This is a genomic window from Actinokineospora bangkokensis, assembly GCF_001940455.1.
Classification (GTDB): domain Bacteria; phylum Actinomycetota; class Actinomycetes; order Mycobacteriales; family Pseudonocardiaceae; genus Actinokineospora; species Actinokineospora bangkokensis.
The window spans coordinates 63,765-81,828 of record NZ_MKQR01000011.1; the positions used below are offsets into that span (position 1 = coordinate 63,765).

At 78.2% G+C, this 18,064-nt stretch carries 1 protein-coding gene; it reads right to left on the reverse strand.

Annotated elements, in window-relative coordinates; all coding sequences use genetic code 11:
• Nucleotides 1-12: 12 nt before the first annotated feature.
• Nucleotides 13-18,051, reverse strand: coding sequence for a type I polyketide synthase (locus tag BJP25_RS33305; RefSeq protein ID WP_075974855.1), 18,039 nt, complete (start codon nt 18,049-18,051; stop codon nt 13-15).
• Between the last annotated feature and the right edge of the window lie 13 nt (nt 18,052-18,064).

Consider the following 18,064-nt stretch of genomic DNA (forward strand, 5'->3'; position numbering starts at 1 on the left):
GCTCCCGGGCCGTCAGGCGTCTGTGTGGTCGAGGGCGAGCTGGATCAGCCGGTCGGCGTCCATCTCGTCGATGTCGTCGAGGTCGGCGCCGCCGAGGTCGGTGCCGCCGTCCACCGGGTCCCCGCCGCCGAGGTCATCGGCGGCCGCGGGGGCGTCGGGGCTGTCGGATCCGTCTGGGCCGGAGCGCTCGCCCGGGTCGCGGGCCAGCTCCAGCAGGGCGTCGAGCAGGCCCGCGGCGCGCAGCCGCTCGACCGGGACGGAGGCGACGAGCCTGCGCAGCTCGGCGTCGGCGTCCTCGGCGGGGACCAGGCAGGCCAGCAGCTCCGCGCCCGCCGCCGCCGGGGTGGGGTGGTCGAAGACGAACGTGGCGGGCAGCGCCAGCCCCGTGGCCGCGCGCAGCCGGTCGCGCAGCTTCACCGCGCTGAGCGAGTCGAACCCGAGGTCGCGGAAGGACCGGGTGGCCCCGACGGCGGCGGGCGAGTCGTGCCCCAGCACCTCGGCGGCGTGCCCGCGCACGAGCCGGACCAGGTGCGCGGGCCGCTCGGCGGCGGGCAGCGCGCGCAGCCGGGCGAGCAGGTCGGGCTCGGGCTGCTCGGCGGCCGCCGCCGGCGCGGGCAGCAGGCCGCCGAGCAGCGGGCTGGGCCGGGCGGCGGTGAAGGTGTCGGCGAAGCGGCGCCAGTCGACGTCGGCGAGCACGACCACGCCCTGCGCGCGGGCCGAGCGGCTCAGCGCGGCGATGGCGGTCGGCACCGGCAGCGGGCGCAGGCCGTGGCGCTCCAGGCCCGCCCCCTCGGCCATGCCGCCGCCCGCCCACGGGCCCCAGCCCAGGGCGACGCCGGGGCGGCCCTCGGCGCGGCGGCGCTCGGCCAGCGCGTCCAGCTCGGCGTTGGCCGCGGCGTAGCCCGCCTGCCCGCCGCTGCCCCACGCGCTCGCCACCGAGGAGAACAGCACGAACGCGTCCAGGTCGAGGTCGCGGGTGAGCCGGTCGAGCAGCAGCGCGCCCTCGGCCTTGGCCCGCAGCTCGGCGAAGTGCGCCGGGTCGGTGTCGAGCAGCGGCCGGTGGGTGGCGGTGCCCGCGGCGTGCACGACGGCGTCGGGCGGGTAGGCCACGATCAGCCTGCTCATGGCGTCCTCGTCGGTGGTCGAGGCCTGGGCGATGACCACCTCGACGCCGTGGCGCTCCAGCGCGCGCAGCTGGGCGGCGTTGTCGGCCGCGTAGCCGCGCCTGCTGGTGAGCACCAGGCGCTCGGCGCCGGAGCGGGCGGCCCAGGCGGCGACGGCCGACCCCAGGGCGCCGGTGGCCCCGGTGATCAGCACGGTGCCGCGCGGGGTCCACGGCGCGCCCTCGGCGGCGCGCTCCAGGCGGCGGCAGAGCACCCGGCCGTCGCGGACGGCGACCTGGTCCTCGCGGCCGGGGCGGAAGTCGGCAGGCACGTCGCCGTCGATGAGCCCGCCCCACACGCCGGGGTGCTCCAGGGCGGCGACCCGGCCCGCGGCCCACACCGCGGCCTGCGCCGGGTCGGGGGCCTCGGCGGCGGAGACCGCGACCGCGCCGCGGGTCTGCACCCACACGGTGCCGGAGGTGGTGTCGCGGACGGCGGCGGCGAGGTCGGCGGCCGAGCGCGCGGTGACGAGCCGGACCGCGCCGGAGGCGATCTGCTCGGCCAGGGTGGGGCCGTCACCGGCGGGGGCGGGGTGCCAGCCGACCTGGTAGGCCAGGCCGGTGGCGGCCGGGCCCTCGGCGTCGAGCCAGTAGCGCTTGCGCTGGAAGGCGTAGGTGGGCACGGCGGTGGGCCGCGCGCACGGGTACACCCCCGCCCAGTCGATGTCCACGCCGCGGGCGTGCAGGTCGGCCAGGGCGGCGCGCAGGGCGCCGAGTTCGCTGTCCTTGCGGGACTGGGCGGGGACGCAGCCCTCGACCACCGGGGTCAGCGCGGCGTCCGGGCCGACCTCCAGGGCGTGCACGGCGTTGAGCCGGGCGGCGCCGTCGGCGAACCGGACGGGGTTGCGCACGTTGCCGACCCAGTACTCCACCGACGTCGGGTCCTCCTCGCCCGCGACGGGGACGAACCGGACGACCGGCTCGCGGCGCTCGACCGCGGCGACGACGGAGGCGAACTCGGCCAGCACGGGGTACATGTGCGCGGAGTGGAAGGCGTGGCTGACCTTGAGCAGCGAGCAGCTGACCCCGCGCGCCTTGCACGACTCGACGACCTGGCGGACGGCCTCGGCGTCGCCCGCGACCACCACGGAGTCCCCGGAGTTGACCGCGGCGACCTCCACGCCGTCGACCAGTTCGACCTGGTCCTCCGGCAGCGCGATGGCGGCCATGGCACCGCGGACGGTCACCGCCCCCATCAGCGCGCCGCGCTTGACCACCAACGCCGCAGCATCCTCCAGCGAGAAGACACCAGCAGCCCACGCCGCAGCGATCTCCCCCACCGAATGCCCGATCACCACATCCGGCCGCACACCCCACGACGCGAACAGCCGCACCATCGCGACCTCGAAAGCGAAGATCGCAGGCTGGGCGAACTGCGTCTCATCGATCCGCGAACCCTCAACGATCGCATCGCGAACCTCAGCCGGGAACAAGCCCACGACCTCGTCCCACGCGGCACGGAAGGCCGGGAACGCCGCCGCCAACTCCTGCCCCATGCCCGCGCGCTGCGAACCCTGACCGGTGAACACGAACGCCATCGGGCCCGCGACGGCCTCGACCGCGTCACCGGTCGCCACCCGCCGCAGCGAGGCGATCAGCGACTCGCGGTCGGACCCGGTCCCGGCGGCGCGGAACTCCAGCGCGGCGCGGGTCGTCCCCAGCGCCACGCCCGCCGCGGCGAGGTCGGCGGTCTCGGCGAACTCCGCCAGCCGCCCGGCCTGGGCGCACAGCGCCGCGACCGAGCGCCCGGACACCGGCCACACCAGCGCGGTCGGCTCGACCGGGCGCGGCGCCGCGGCGGCCGGGGCCTGCTCCAGGACGACGTGGGCGTTGGTGCCGCTGATGCCGAAGGAGGACACCGCCGCCCGGCGCGGGCGGTCCACGGCGGGCCAGTCGCGCTGCTCGGCGAGCACCTCGACCGACCCGGCCGACCAGTCCACGTGCGGGGTGGGCTCGCCCGCGCGCAGCGAGCGCGGCGCCACGCCGTGCCGGATGGCCTGGATCGCCTTGATGACCCCGGCGACGCCCGCGGCGGCCTGGGTGTGGCCGATGTTGGACTTGATCGACCCCAGCAGCAGCGGGGTGTCCCGGTCCTGGCCGTAGGTGGCCAGCAGGGCCTGGGCCTCGATCGGGTCACCGAGGGTGGTGCCGGTGCCGTGCGCCTCCACCATGTCCACATCGGACGGTCGCAGGCCCGCGGTGGCGAGCGCGGCCCGGATGACCCGCTGCTGGGCCGGGCCGTTCGGGGCGGTCAGCCCGTTGGAGGCGCCGTCGGAGTTCACCGCGGACCCGCGCAGCACCGCCAGCACGGGGTGGCCGTGGCGCTGGGCGTCGGACAGGCGGGCGAGGACGAGCAGGCCGACGCCCTCGCCGAAGCCGGTGCCGTCGGCGTCGGCGGAGAACGGCTTGCAGCGGCCGTCCGCGGCCAGCCCGCCCTGGCGGGCGAAGTCCTCGAACACCGCGGGGGTGGACAGCACGGTCGCGCCACCGGCCAGCGCCAGGTCGCACTCCCCCGCGCGCAGCGCCTGCGCGGCCAGGTGCAGGGCCACCAGCGACGACGAGCACGCGGTGTCGACGGTCATCGTCGGGCCTTCCAGGCCCAAGGCGTAGGCGAGCCTGCCCGCGGCGACGCTGGCCGAGCTGCCGGTGGCCAGCAGCGGCGCCAGGTCCTCGGGGATCGAGGGGAGCCTGCTGGCGTAGTCGGAGTACATGATGCCGGTGAACACGCCGGTGCGGCTGCCGCGCAGCGAGCGCGGGTCGAGCTCGGCGCGCTCGACGGCCTCCCAGGCGGTCTCCAGCAGGACGCGCTGCTGCGGGTCCATCGCCAGCGCCTCGCGCGGGGAGATGCCGAACAGCTCGGCGTCGAAGTCCGCGGCACCGTCGAGGAACGCGCCCACGGGGGCGTAGTCGGGGCGCAGGACCCAGCCCCGGTCGACCGGGAACCCGCCCATGGCGTCGACGCCGTCGACGACCAGCCGCCACAGCGCGTCCGGGTCGTCCGCGCCGGGGAACCGGCAGGCCATCGCCACCACGGCGATCGGGTCGTCGTGCCCGGTGGCGCGGACGGGCGCGATCGGCGTGGCAGGGGCGGGCGCGGGCTCGCGCAGGCCGGCGAGCAGGTCGGCGGCCGCGCGCGGGGTGGGGTGGTCGAACACCAGGGTCGCGGGCAGGCGCAGTCCGGTGGCGGCGCTGAGCCGGTTGCGCAGCTCCACCGCGGTCAGCGAGTCGAAGCCGAGTTCCTTGAACGCCCGGTCCGCGCCGACCGCGGTCGCGGAGTCGTGGCCGAGCACGGCGGCGGCGGTGTCGCGGACGAGGGTGAGCAGGTCGCCCGCGGGGGTGGCGGCGCGGCGCGGGGCGGCGGGGACCATCGCCCGCAGCAGCGGGTGCGGGTCCCCGGCGGCGCGCACCGCGGGCAGGTCGAGCCCGATCGGGACCAGCAGCGCCCGGTCGGCGGCCAACGCCCGGTCGAACAGGTCGAGGGCGGCGGGGGTGGTCAGCGGCCGGACGCCCGCGCGGGCGAGCCTGCGGCGGTCGGTGCCGGTGAGGTGCCCGGTCATGCCGCTGTCCTGCGCCCAGAGCCCCCACGCCAGCGACACAGCGGGCTTGCCCGCGGCGCGGCGGCGGGCGACGAGGGCGTCGAGCGCGGCGTTGGCGGCGGCGTAGGCGCCCTGCCCGGCGTTGCCGAACAGCCCCGCGGCGGCGGAGAACACGACGAGGGCGGCGCGGTCGTCGACCAGCTCGTCGAGGTGGCGCGCGGCGTCGACCTTGGGCGCCCACACGGCGGCGACCTGCTCGTCGGTGAGCCCGGTGACCACGCCGTCGCCGATGACCCCGGCGGCGTGCACGACCCCGGTCACCCGGTGCGCGGCGAGCAGGGCGGCCACGGCGGCGCGGTCGCTGACGTCGCAGGCGGCGACGCGCGCGGTGGCCCCCAACCCGGCCAGCTCCGCGACGAGGTCGTCCGCCCCGCCGCTGCGGCTGGCCAGCACCAGTTCCCGCACGCCGCAGCGGGCGAGGTGGCGGGCGACCTCGGCGCCGAGCGCGCCGGTGCCGCCGGTGACCAGGACGGCGTCGGCCGGGCCGAACAGCGGCGCGGTCGAGGTGGGCTCGACCCGGACCAGGCGCGGCACCTCGATCGCGGTGCTGTCGGCGGAGTTGCTGTCGGCGTCAGTGCTGTCAGCGGCGGTGCGCACCCGGACCCAGGGCTCCCCGAGCGCGACGACCTGCCCGAGCAGCGCCGCTGGGACGTCCTGGTCGGCGCGGGCCTCGACCACGACGACGCGGCCGGGGTGCTCGGCGGCGGCCGCGCGGCCGAGACCGCCCGCGGCAGCGCCGGTCTCGGTGGTCGGGTCGACCAGCAGGACGAGGTCGCCGTCGCCGCGCAGCGACTCCTGCACGCGCGCGACGACCTGCGGGAACGTGCCGTCCGCGCGGACGACCTCGCGGGTGGACGGCGCGGCCGCGGGCGCGTCGACGGCCGTCCACTCCACGGTGTGCAGCGGTTCGGCGGCGGCGTCCAGGTCTGGTGCCGGGCGCAGGGCGAGCGCGTCGGCGGTCAGGACCGGGCGGCCCTCGGCGTCGAACGCGGCGACGCTGAAGGCGTTGTCGCCCGCAGGGGCCAAGCGCACGCGCAGGGTCTCCGCGCCCTCGGCGTGGCGGGTGACGCCGGTCCAGGAGAACGGCAGGCCCGCGGCGCCGCCCGCGCCCAGGGACGCGGCGTGCAGCGCGCTGTCGAGCAGGGCGGGGTGCAGGCCGAAGCCCTCGGCGGCGGGGTCGGTGGCGACCTCGGCGAACACCTCGTCCCCGCGCTGCCACGCGCGGCGCAGGCCCTGGAAGGCGGGGCCGTAGCTGAGGCCGGCGACGGCCAGGTCGGCGTAGAGGTCCGCGAGGGCGTCGGCGCCGACCTCCACCGCCTCCGCGGGCGGCCACTCCCCGAGCACCGCCGGGAGCGCGGAGGTGCCGGGGGTCGCGGTGGCGTGGCGGGTCCAGTCGCCGCCGTCGGGGCGGGCGTGCACCTCGACCGCGCCGCCCGCGGCGCCGTCGACCGTGACGCGCACGTCCACGCCGCCGTCGGCGGGGAGCACGAGCGGGGCGGCGAAGGTCAGGTCGGCCAGGGCGTCGCCCGCGGCCAGCAGCACCATGTCGAGCAGCGCGGTGCCGGGGACGACGACCCGCCCGGCGACCACGTGGTCGGCCAGCCAGGGCTGGGCGGCGACGCTGACCCGGCCGGTGAGCACCTGCCCGCCCGCGGGCAGGGCGACGGCGGCGGCCAGCAGCGGGTGGCCGGTGGCGGCCAGGCCCGCGGCGGTGACGTCGCCGGTCACCGGCCTCGGCGTGGGCCAGTAGCGCTGTTCCTGGAAGGCGTAGGTCGGCAGGTCGACGGTCCTGCCGGGCACGACGGCGGCCCAGTCGGGCGTGACCCCCGCGACGACCAGCTCACCGAGGGAGAGCAGGGCGCGCGCCAGGCCGCCCTCGTCGCGCTTGAGCGAGCCGACCGCGGTCACGCCCTCGGGCAGCGACATGGTCAGCACCGGGTGCGGCGAGCACTCCACGAAGGTCCCGAAGCCCTCGGCGACCAGCGCGTCGACCGCGTCGGCGAACTCGACCGGCGAACGCAGGTTGCGCACCCAGTAGGCGGCGTCGAAGGCCGTGCCGTCCTCGGTGCGCCCGGTGGTGGTCGAGCGGACCGGGACGGTGCCCGCGACCGGTCGGACGGGGGCGAGGGCCGCCAGCAGCTCGTCGGCCAGCTCGTCGACCTGGGCGGAGTGCGAGGCGTAGTCCACCGCGATCCGCTTGGCCCGCACGTCGTCGGCCGCGCAGCCCGCCACCAGCTCGTCCAGCGCGGACGGCTCGCCGGAGACCACCACGGCCGCCGACCCGTTCACCGCGGCGACCGACAGCCGCTCCCCGAAGGGGGCGATCCGCGCGCGGACGTCGTCGACGCCGAGCGCGACCGAGGCCATCCCGCCCCGGCCTGCCAGCCGCAGCAGCACCTTCGACCGCAGCGCGACAACGCGCGCACCGTCCTGAAGCGACAGAGCGCCCGCCACCACCGCCGCGGCGATCTCACCCTGCGAGTGGCCCACGACGGCGGAGGGCTCGACGCCCCACGACCGCCACACCTCAGCGAGGGAGACCATCACGGCCCACAGCACCGGCTGCACGACGTCCACGCGCTCCAGCAGCGCGGCATCGCCCAACGCCTCGTCCAACGACCAGTCCACGAACTCCGACAACGCCGCAGCGCACTCGGCAAGCCGCGCCGCGAACACCGGCGACTCCGCAGCCAGCTCCCGGGCCATGCCCACCCACTGCGACCCCTGACCCGGGAAGACGAACGCCACCTTGCCCGGCTCCCCGGCCGCGCCCGAGACGAGCAGCGGGTGCGCGGAGCCCGCGGCCAGCGCGGCCACGGCGTCCGCGCCGACCGCCACGGCCCGGTGCTCCATCAGCGCCCGCGTGGTCGCCAGCGAGTGCGCGGCGTCCCGGGCGGGCAGTGCGGGCAGCGCGGCGGCCAACCGGGCGGCCTGCGCCCGCAGCGCCTCCGGGGTGCGGGCCGACACCAGGAACGGCACGACTGCGTCCACCCCCGCCTCGGCGGCGGGCTCGACGGGGTCGCCCTGCTCCAGGATGACGTGCGCGTTGGTGCCGCTCATGCCGAACGACGAGACACCCGCGCGCCGCACCCGGTCGCCCTCGGGCCAGGGCTGGGCCTGCGACAGCAGCCGGACGGACCCGGCCGACCAGTCGACGTGCGCGGTGGGCCGCTCGGCGTGCAGGGTGCGCGGCAGGGTGCCGTTGCGCAGGGCCAGCACCACCTTGATGACCCCGGCGACACCGGCGGCGGCCTGGGTGTGGCCGGTGTTGGACTTCAGCGAGCCCAGCCACAGCGGCGACCGGGGGTCGCGACCTGCGCCGTAGGTGCGCAGCAGCGCCTCGGCCTCGATCGGGTCCCCGAGCGCGGTACCGGTGCCGTGCGCCTCAACCACGTCCACATCGGACGGGTCCAGGTCGGCGGCGGCGAGCGCGGCGCGGATCACCCGCTCCTGGGCGGGCCCGTTCGGGGCGGTGAGCCCGTTCGACGCACCGTCCTGGTTGACCGCCGAGCCGCGCAGCACCGCCAGCACGCGGTGGCCGCGGGCGCGGGCGTCGGAGAGGCGTTCGACGACGAGCACGCCCGCGCCCTCCGACCAGCCGGTGCCGTCGGCGCCGTCGGCGAAGGCCTTGCAGCGGCCGTCGGCCGACAGCCCGCCCTGCTTGGCGAACTCGGTGAAGGTGCCCTGGGTGGGCATGACCGTCACCCCGCCCGCCAGGGCGAGGTCGCACTCGCCCGAGCGCAGCGAGCGCGCGGCCCAGTGCAGGGCGACCAGCGACGAGGAGCACGCGGTGTCGACCGAGACCGCCGGGCCCTCCAGGCCCAGGGCGTAGGCGATGCGGCCGGAGGCGACGCTGACGGCGTTGCCGGTGAGCACGTGCCCGCTGACGTCCTCGGCGGCGGCACCGAGCAGCGAGACGTAGTCCTGGCCGCTGATGCCCGCGAACACCCCGGTCGGGGCGCCGCGCAGGCCGGTGGGGTCGATCCCGGCGCGCTCCAGCGCCTCCCAGGCGACCTGGAGCAGCACGCGCTGCTGGGGGTCCATGGCCACGGCCTCGCGCGGGCTCACCGCGAAGAACCCGGCGTCGAACGCGGCGGCGTCGAGGAACCCGCCCTGGCCCTCGCCGGTCCAGCCGCGGTCGGCCGGGAACGGCCCGACCAGGTCCCGGCCCCCGACCAGGGCCTCCCACAGCCGCTCGGGGCTGTCGACGCCGCCGGGGAAGCGGCAGGCCATGCCGACGATGGCGATCGGCTCGTCGGTCGCCGCGGCGGTGCGCGCGGGCGCGGTGGTGCGGCCCGCGAGGTCGGCGGTGATGCGCGCGACGAGGTCGCGCGGCGTGGGGTGGTCGAAGACCACGGCGGCGGGCAGGGCCAGGCCGGTGGCGGCGGTGAGGGCGTTGCGCACCTCGACCGCGGTCAGCGAGTCGACGCCGAGGTCGCGGAATGTGCGGTCGGCGCCGACCGCGGCCTTGTCGGCGTGCCCGAGGACCGCGGCGGTGGTGGTCCGGACGAGGTCGAGCAGGTCGTCCTCGCACGGCAGGTCCACCACGGCGGGCACGGCCACCGGCGCGGCGGGCGCGGGGGCGACGCGCTCCAGCAGCGGGCTGGGGCGCCGGGCGGTGAAGGTCTCGGTGAACCGCGGCCAGTCGACGTCGGCGACGACCAGGTGCGCGGCGCCGGTGCGGTAGAGGGCGTCGAGGGCGCGGGCGGGCAGCAGCGGGCGCAGGCCGAGCGCGGCGAGGTCGGCGCCGACCCGGCCGCCGCCCATCCCCGCCCCGTCCCACGGGCCCCAGGCCAGGGCGGTGCCGGGCAGCCCGGCGGCGCGGCGGTTGGCCACCAGGGCGTCGACGCGGGCGTTGGCGGCGGCGTAGGCGACCTGGCCGCCGCTGCCCCACGTGCCCGCGATGGAGGAGAAGACGACGAAGGCGTCCAGCGGCAGGTCCCGGGTGACCCGGTCCAGCACCTCGGCGCCCGCGACCTTGGCCGCGGCCACGGCGGCCAGGTCGTCGTCGGTGGTGCCGGTCAACGGCTTGGTCAGCGCGACCCCGGCGGCGTGCACGACAGCCGTGGGCCGCCACTGCTCGACGACGGCGCGCATCGCGTCCTCGTCGGTCGCGTCGGCGGCGACGACGTGGACGCCGTCGATGTCGACCGGGGTGCCGCTGCGGCTCACCAGCACGACGCGCTCAGCGCCGTCGGCGAGCAGGCGCCGGGCGGTGTGCTGGCCGAGCGCACCGGTGCCACCGGTGATGAGCACGGTGCCCGAGGGCGTCCAGCCCGCGGCCGTGGCCGGCGCGGGGGCGAGCCTGCGCGCCCAGGCGCCGTCGGAGCGGACGGCGACCTGGTCCTCCCGGCCGCCCGCGAACGCCAGGGCCTGCGCCCCGGTCTCGACGTCGAGCAGCCCGCCCCAGGTGCCGGGCAGTTCCAGCGCGGCGACGCGACCCGCGCCCCACACCGCGGCGAGGCCGGGATCGACCTCGGTGCCGGGCGCGACGGCGACGGCGCCGCGGGTGATGACCCAGACCGGCCGCTCGTCGTCGAGGTCGCGCAGGGTGGCGAGCAGGTGCTCCACGGAGGTCGCGGGCAGCAGCCACCCGGTCGCACCGTCCTCGACCGCACCCGCGGCGAGGAGTTCGGCGGTGAGCGCGGGGTCGCCGGGCAGCACGCCCCAGCGGGCGCCCGCGGCGCCGGTGCCCGCGTGGACGGGGGTCCACTCGACGCGGTGGCACAGGTCGTCGCCCCGGGCGGGGGTGGCGGCGTCGAGCCAGTAGCGGCGGCGCTGGAAGGCGTAGGTGGGCAGCGCGACCCGGCGCAGCCCGGCGCCGAAGAACGCGGCCCAGTCGACCGGGGCGCCCGCGGCGTGCAGGCGGCCCAGGGCGCGCACCAGGTCGGCTTCCTCGTCCGGGGTCTCGGAGCGGCGCTGGGCGGGGACGCAGCCGGGCACGAACGGGGCGAGCGCGGCCTCCGGCCCGACCTCGATCGCGTGCACGGCGCCCAGGCGGGCGACGCCGTCGGCGAAGCGGACCGCGCGGCGCACGTTGTCCACCCAGTAGTCCACGCCCGCAGGGTCGTGGCCACCCGCCACGCCGATGAACTCGATGACCGGCTCCGCGCGCTCGACCTGCTCGACCGCGGTGCGGAAGGCGGGCAGCACCTCGTCCACGTGCGCGCAGTGGAAGGCGTGGCTGACCTTGAGCAGGGAGGCCTTGACCCCGCGCTCGCGGTAGGCGGCGACGAGCGCGCGCACGGCGTCGGCGTCGCCGGAGACCACCACGGAGTCGACCGCGTTGACCGCGGCGACCTCGACGCCCGCGGGCAGCTCGACCGCGTCCTCCGGCACGGCGATGGCGGCCATCGCGCCCTCGGCGGTCACCGCGCCCATCAGCGCGCCGCGCTCGACCACCAGCCGCGCCGCGTCGGCCAGCGGGAAGACCCCCGCCGCCCACGCCGCGGCCAGTTCACCCACCGAGTGCCCGACCACCACGTCCGGGACCACGCCCCACGAGCCCAGCAGCCGGGTCAGCGCCACCTCGAAGGCGAAGATCGCGGGCTGGGCGAACCGGGTCTCCCCGATCCGCGACCCGTCCGCGATGGCCGCCCGCACCTCGATCGGGAACAGGCCGACGACCTCGTCCCAGGCCTCGGCGAACACCGGGAAGGCGGCGGCGAGCCCGCGCCCCATCCCGGCCCGCTGCGAGCCCTGGCCGGTGTAGACGAACGCGGTCCGGCGGCGCACGGCCTCGACCGGCGCGGCCGCCTCGATCCCGGCGGCCAGCTCCGCGCGGGTGCGCCCCGCGGCGGCGACCCGCCAGGGCAGGGCGGCGCGGCCGGTCGCCAGCGCCGCCGCCGTCTCGACCGGCCCGGCGGGGTCGGCGGCCAGCAGCCTGGCGACCTGCTCGCGCACGGCGGTCTCGGTGTGCCCGGACACGACCCACGGCACGGCCCGCTCGGGCGCGTCGGCGGCGGGGGCGGGCTCGGGGGCCTGCTCGATGACCACGTGCGCGTTGGTGCCGCTCACGCCGAACGACGACACGCCCGCGCGGCGCACCTCGGCGTCCCAGGCCCGGCTGCCCGCGGCCAGCGAGACCGCGCCCGCGCTCCAGTCGACGTGCGCGGAGGGGTTCTCCGCGTGCAGCGAGCCCGGCAGCACGCCGTGCCGCACGGCCTGCACGACCTTGATCACGCCCGCGACGCCCGCTGCGGCCTGGGTGTGGCCGATGTTCGACTTCACCGAGCCGAGCCACACCGGGTTGCTCCGGTCCTGCCCGTAGGTGGCCAGCACGGCCTGGGCCTCGATCGGGTCACCCAGGGTGGTGCCGGTGCCGTGCGCCTCCACCATGTCCACATCGGACGGGTGCAGCCCGGCGTCGGCCAGCGCGGCGCGGATCACGCGCTCCTGCGACGGGCCGTTGGGGGCGGTGAGGCCGTTGGAGGCGCCGTCCTGGTTGACCGCCGAGCCGCGCAGCACCGCCAGCACGGGGTGCCCCAGGCGGCGGGCGGCCGACAGCGGGGCGAGCAGCAGCAGGCCGACGCCCTCACCGAAGCCGGTGCCGTCGGCGGAGTCGGAGAACGGCTTGCACCGGCCGTCGGGGGCCAGACCCCGCTGGCGGGAGAACTCGACGAACAGCCCGGGGGTCGACAGCACCGTCGCCCCGCCAGCCAGCGCCAGGTCGCACTCGCCGGAGCGCAGCGCGCGGGCGGCGAGGTGGATGGCGACCAGCGACGACGAGCACGCGGTGTCGACGGTGATCGCCGGGCCCTCCAGGCCGAAGGCGTAGGCGACGCGGCCGGAGGCGACGCTGGCCGAGGCACCGGTGCCGACCAGGCCCTCCAGCTCGGCGGGGACCCGGTGCAGGCGCGCGGCGTGGTCGTGGTGCATGAGCCCGGCGAACACGCCGGTGCGGCTGCCGCGCACGCCGCGCGGGTCGATGCCCGCGGCCTCGAAGGCCTCCCAGGCGGTCTCCAGCAGCAGCCGCTGCTGCGGGTCGGTGGCCAGCGCCTCGCGCGGGGAGATCCCGAACAGGTCGGCGTCGAACTCCAGGGCGTCGTGCAGGAACGCGCCCGCGCGCACGGAGGTGGAGCCGGGCCGCTCGCCGGTGGGGTCAAAGCCGCCGTCGAGGTCCCAGCCGCGGTCGGTGGGGAAGCCGCCGACCGCGTCGCCGCCGGAGGTCACCAGCTCCCACAGGTCGTCGGGGCCGCGCACGCCGCCGGGGAAGCGGCAGGCCATGCCGATGATCGCGATCGGCTCGTCGGTGGCGGTCGCGGTCACCGGGGCGCGGTCGGCGGCGGGTTCGAGGCGACCGGCGAGCAGGTCGGCCAGCGCCTGCGGGGTGGGGTGGTCGAAGACCACGGTGGCGGGCAGGCGCTCGCCGGTGGCGGTGGCCAGGCGGTTGCGCAGCTCCACCGCGGTCAGGGAGTCGAAGCCCAGGTCGCGGAACGCGCGGCCGGGGTCGATCCCGTCGACGGAGTCGTGCCCGAGCACGGCGGCCACCTGGGCGCGCACCACGTCGATCAGGGCGGCGCGGCGCTGCCTGCCGGACAGGGCGGCGAACCCGGACGGGGCAGTGAACTCGGATCGGGCAGCGCCGCCCGCGGCGGCGCGCTTGCGGGCGGGGCGCACGAGGCCGCGCAGCAGCGGGTGCGGGTCGCCGTCGGCGCGCGCGGCGGCCAGGTCGAGGCCGAGGGGCACGAGCAGCGGGTCGCCCGCGGCGAGGGCGGCGTCGAACAGCTCCAGGCCGCGGGCGTCGGACAGGGCGCGGACGCCGCCGCGGTCCATCCTGGCCAGGTCGCGGTCGGCGAGGTGGCCGGTCATGCCGCTGGCGCGCTCCCACAGGCCCCAGGCCAGGGCGACACCGGGCAGGCCCGCGGCGCGGCGGGCGGCGATGACCGCGTCGACGGCGGCGTTCGCGGCGGCGTAGGCGCCCTGGCCGGGGTTGCCGAAGAGGTTGGCGGCGGCGGAGAAGGCGACGAACGCGGTCAGGTCCCGGTCGCGGGTGGCCGCGTCGAGCACGCGCGCGGCGTCGGCCTTGGGCGCGGCGACGGCGGCGGCGCGGTCGGGGGTGATCGACTCCAGCACCCCGTCGTCGAGGACGCCCGCGGCGTGCACCACGGCGGTCACGGCGTGCTCGGTGAGCAGCGCGCGCACCTGGTCGGGGTCGGAGACGTCGCAGGCGACGACGGTGACCTCGGCGCCGGGCAGCTCGGGCGCGGCACCGCCGGAGCGGCTGGCCAGCACCAGCGCGCGCACGCCGTGCGCCTCGACCAGGTGGCGGGCGAGCAGGCCGCCGAGGGTGCCGGTGCCCCCGGTGACCAGCACGGTGGAGTCGGGCCCGAACGGCGACGGCCCCGACGTCACCGCCGTGGCGGTGGCGCGGGCCAGGCGCGGGGCGGTGGTGACGCCGTCGCGGACGCGCACCCACGGCTCCGCCGAGCGCACCGGCTCGTGCCCGTCGACCACGGCGAAGCGGCCGGGGTGCTCGGTGCCCGCGGAGCGCAGCAGGCCGCCCACGGCGGCGAAGTCGGGGTCGTCGCCGTCGAGCAGGGCGACCAGGCGGGCCTCGCCCGCGGCGGCGTGGCGCAGGACGGGCAGCACGGAAGCCATGGCGGGGTCACCGACGCGCCAGACGACCTCGCCGCCCGCGTCGAGCGCGGCGAGCACGTCGGCGTCGGGGACGGCGCCGTCGACGGGCTCGGCGGCGACGGGCACCCAGTCGATCCGGTAGAGGTCGTTGACCGGCGCGGCGCCGGGCGCGGTCTCCGACAGCGGCCGGAAGGCCAGCTCGGCGGACAGCACGGGCGCGCCCGCCGGGTCGACGGCGGTGACCGCGACGGTGTCCTGGCCCGCCGGGGCGAGCCGGACGCGCAGCGCGGTGGCGCCCGTGGCCAGCAGGTGCGCGTTCTGCCAGGAGAACGGCAAGTGCGCGGTGGTGGTGTCGGTGAGGAACCCGCCGAGGGCGGTGGCGTGCAGCGCGGCGTCGAGCAGCGCGGGGTGCACGCCGAAACCGCTGGGCTGCAACGGTTCGGGCAGGATGACCTCAGCGACGACGGTGTCGCCGTCGCGCTGGGCGCGGACGAGGCCCTGGAACGCGGGGCCGTAGTCGACCCCCCGCGCGGACAGCCCGGCGTGCAGGTCGTCGAGCGGGACGTCGTCGCCGTCCGGCCGGTCCACCTGGGCGGTCGCGGGGGCGGTGGCGCCGACTGCGCCGATGGCGTGCCGGGTCCACGGCGCGTCGTCGTCGGGTCGCGAGTGGACGGTGACCGGGCGGGAGCCGTCGTCGGCGGCGCGGCCAACCGCGACCTGGACGCGCACGCCGCCCGCGGGCAGCACCAGCGGGGCCTGCATGGCCAGGTCGAGCACGGTGGTCGCGCCGACCTGCTCGGCGGCGTGCAGCGCCAGGTCGAGCAGCGCCGTGCCGGGGACGACGACCTGCCCGCCGACCACGTGGTCGGCCAGCCAGGGGTGCTCGGCGGCGCTGACGCGGCCGGTGAGCACCGCGCCGTCGCCGGAGGCCAGGACGACGGCCGCGCCGAGCAGGGCGTGCCCGCCGGGGGCCAGGCCGAGCGCGGCCGGGTCGCCCGCGGCACCTCCCGCGGGCCAGTAGCGGCGCTGGCGCAGGGCGTAGGTGGGCAGCTCGACGCGCGGGGCGGGCGGCAGCAGCGCGCCCAGGTCCAGCTCGGCGCCGTGGGCGTGCAGGCGGGCGGCGGCGCGCAGCAGCTCGGTGCGGCCGTCGGCGTCGCGGCGCAGGGTTCCGGTGGCCAGCACGCCGTCGCCCGCGGCCTCCTCGATCCCCACGGTGAGCACCGGGTGCGGGCTGACCTCGACGAAGGTGTCGACGCCCTCGTCCAGCAGCGCGCGCACCGCGTCGTGGAAGGCGACGGTGCCGCGCAGGTTGTCGAACCAGTACTGCGCGGTGAGGGCCGAGCCGTCCTCGGTGCGGCCGGTGAGCGTGGAGCGCAGCGGGATCGCGCCCGCGCGCGGGGTGATCGGGGTGAGCACGTCGAGCAGTTCGGCGCGCAGCTGGTCGACCTGGGCCGAGTGCGAGGCGTAGTCGACGGCGATGCGCTTGGCCCGCACGTCGTCGGCGGCGCAGCCCGCGACCAGCTCGTCGAGCGCGTCCGGCTCGCCGGAGACGACCACGGCGGCGGGCCCGTTGACCGCCGCGACCGACACGCGGTCGCCTAACGGGGCGATCCGGGCGCGCGTGGCGTCCTCGTCGAGGGCCAGCGACACCATCCCGCCGCGCCCGGCCAGCCTGCGCAGCACCTTCGAGCGCAGCGCCACGACCCGGGCGCCGTCCGCCAGCGACAGCGCGCCCGCCACCACGGCGGCGGCGATCTCGCCCTGCGAGTGCCCGACGACGGCGGCCGGCTCCAGCCCCCGCGCGCGCCAGAGGCCCGCCAGGGACACCATGACCGCGAACAGCACCGGCTGCACGACCTCGACCCGGTCCAGCCCCTCGCCCGAGCGCAGCACCGCGACGGCGTCGAAGCCCGCGTGCGGGGCGAGCGCGGCGGCGCACTCGGTGAAGCGCGCACCGAACACCGGGTCGTCGAGCAGGTCGACGGCCATGCCCGCCCACTGCGAGCCCTGCCCGGGGAAGACCAGCGCGACGCGCCTGCCGTCCACGGCGCTCCCGCGCGCGCCGGAGGTGGGCTCGGCGCCCGCGGCGACCTCGTCCAGCCCGGCGAGCAGGTCGGCGGCGGTGCGGCCGACGACGACGGCGCGGTGGTCGAACGCGGTGCGCGCCTCGACGAGGGTGCGCGCCACCGAGGCGGGGTCCTGCCCGTGCGTGCGGACGTGCCCAGCGAGCGCGGCGGCCTGAGCGCGCAGCGCCTGCGGGCTGCGGCCCGACACCGTCCACAGCAGATCGGCGGCCGGGGCCGCGACCGGGGTCGGGGCGGGGGCGGGGGCGGCGGCTTCGAGGATGACGTGGGCATTGGTGCCGCTCATGCCGAACGCCGAGACCGCCATGCGGGCGGGCCGGTCGACGGCCGGGAACGGGGTCTGCTCGGTGGCCAGCCGGACCGCGCCCACGGCCCAGTCGACGTGCGGGGTCGGCTCGTCGGCGTGCAGGGTCCGCGGGACCGCGCCGTGGCGCAGCGAAAGCACGGCCTTGATGACCCCGGCGACCCCCGCGGCGGCCTGGGTGTGGCCGACGTTGGACTTGAGCGAGCCGAGCAGCAGCGGGTGCGGGCGCTCGGCGCCGTAGGCGGCGAGGACGGCCCGGGCCTCGATGGGGTCGCCCAGGGCGGTGCCGGTGCCGTGCGCCTCCACCGCGTCGACCTCGGCGGCCGAGAGCCCGGCGTCGGCCAGGGCGTCGCGGATGACCTGCTGCTGGGCGGTGCCGTTGGGGGCGGTCAGGCCGCTGCTGGCGCCGTCGGAGTTGACCGCGGACCCGCGCAGCACGGCCAGCACGGTGCGCCCGGCGGCCAGCGCGTCGGACAGCCGCTCCACCACGAGCACCCCGGCGCCCTCGGACCAGCCGGTGCCGTCCGCGCCCGCGCCGAAGGCCTTGCACCGGCCGTCGGCGGACAGCCCGCGCTGCCGGGCGAACTCCACGAACACCCCCGGCGTCGGCATCGCCGTGGCGCCGCCGACCAGCGCCATCGCGCACTCGCCCCGGCGCAGCGCGCGCACCGCCAGGTGCAGGGCGACCAGCGACGACGAGCAGGCGGTGTCGACGGTGAGCGCCGGGCCGCGCAGGCCGAAGGTGTAGGCCAGGCGGCCGGAGGCGACGCTGAGCGCTGTGCCGGTGAGCGCGTGCCCCTCGACCCCGTCGCGCTCGCCGAGCAGGGCGCCGTAGCGCTGCTCGCTGGTGCCGACGAACACCCCGGTGCGGGTGCCGCGCACGGCCTCGCGGGTCAGGCCGGCGCGCTCCATCGCCTCGTGGGCGGTCTCCAGCAGCAGCCGCTGCTGGGGGTCCATCGCCAGGGCCTCGCGCGGGCTGATGCCGAACAGGTCGGCGTCGAAGTCCGCGACGCCGTCGAGGAAGCCGCCGCCGCGGGCGTAGGTGGTGCCGGGGCGGTCGGGGTCGTCGCTGAGCAGCGTCGCCAGGTCCCAGCCGCGGTCGTCGGGCAGGGGGCCGATCGCGTCGCGCCCCTCGGCCAGCAGCGCCCACAGCGCCTCGGGGGTGCGGACGCCGCCGGGCAGCCGCAGCCCGGCGCCGACGATCGCGATCGGCTCGCGGTCGCGGTCGTCGGCCTCCTGCAGCTGGCGCTTGGCCGCGCGCAGCTCGCCGGTCACCCACTTGAGGTTGTCCAGCAGCTTCTGCTCGGTCGCGGAGCGCTCGGTCACGCGATCTTCACCG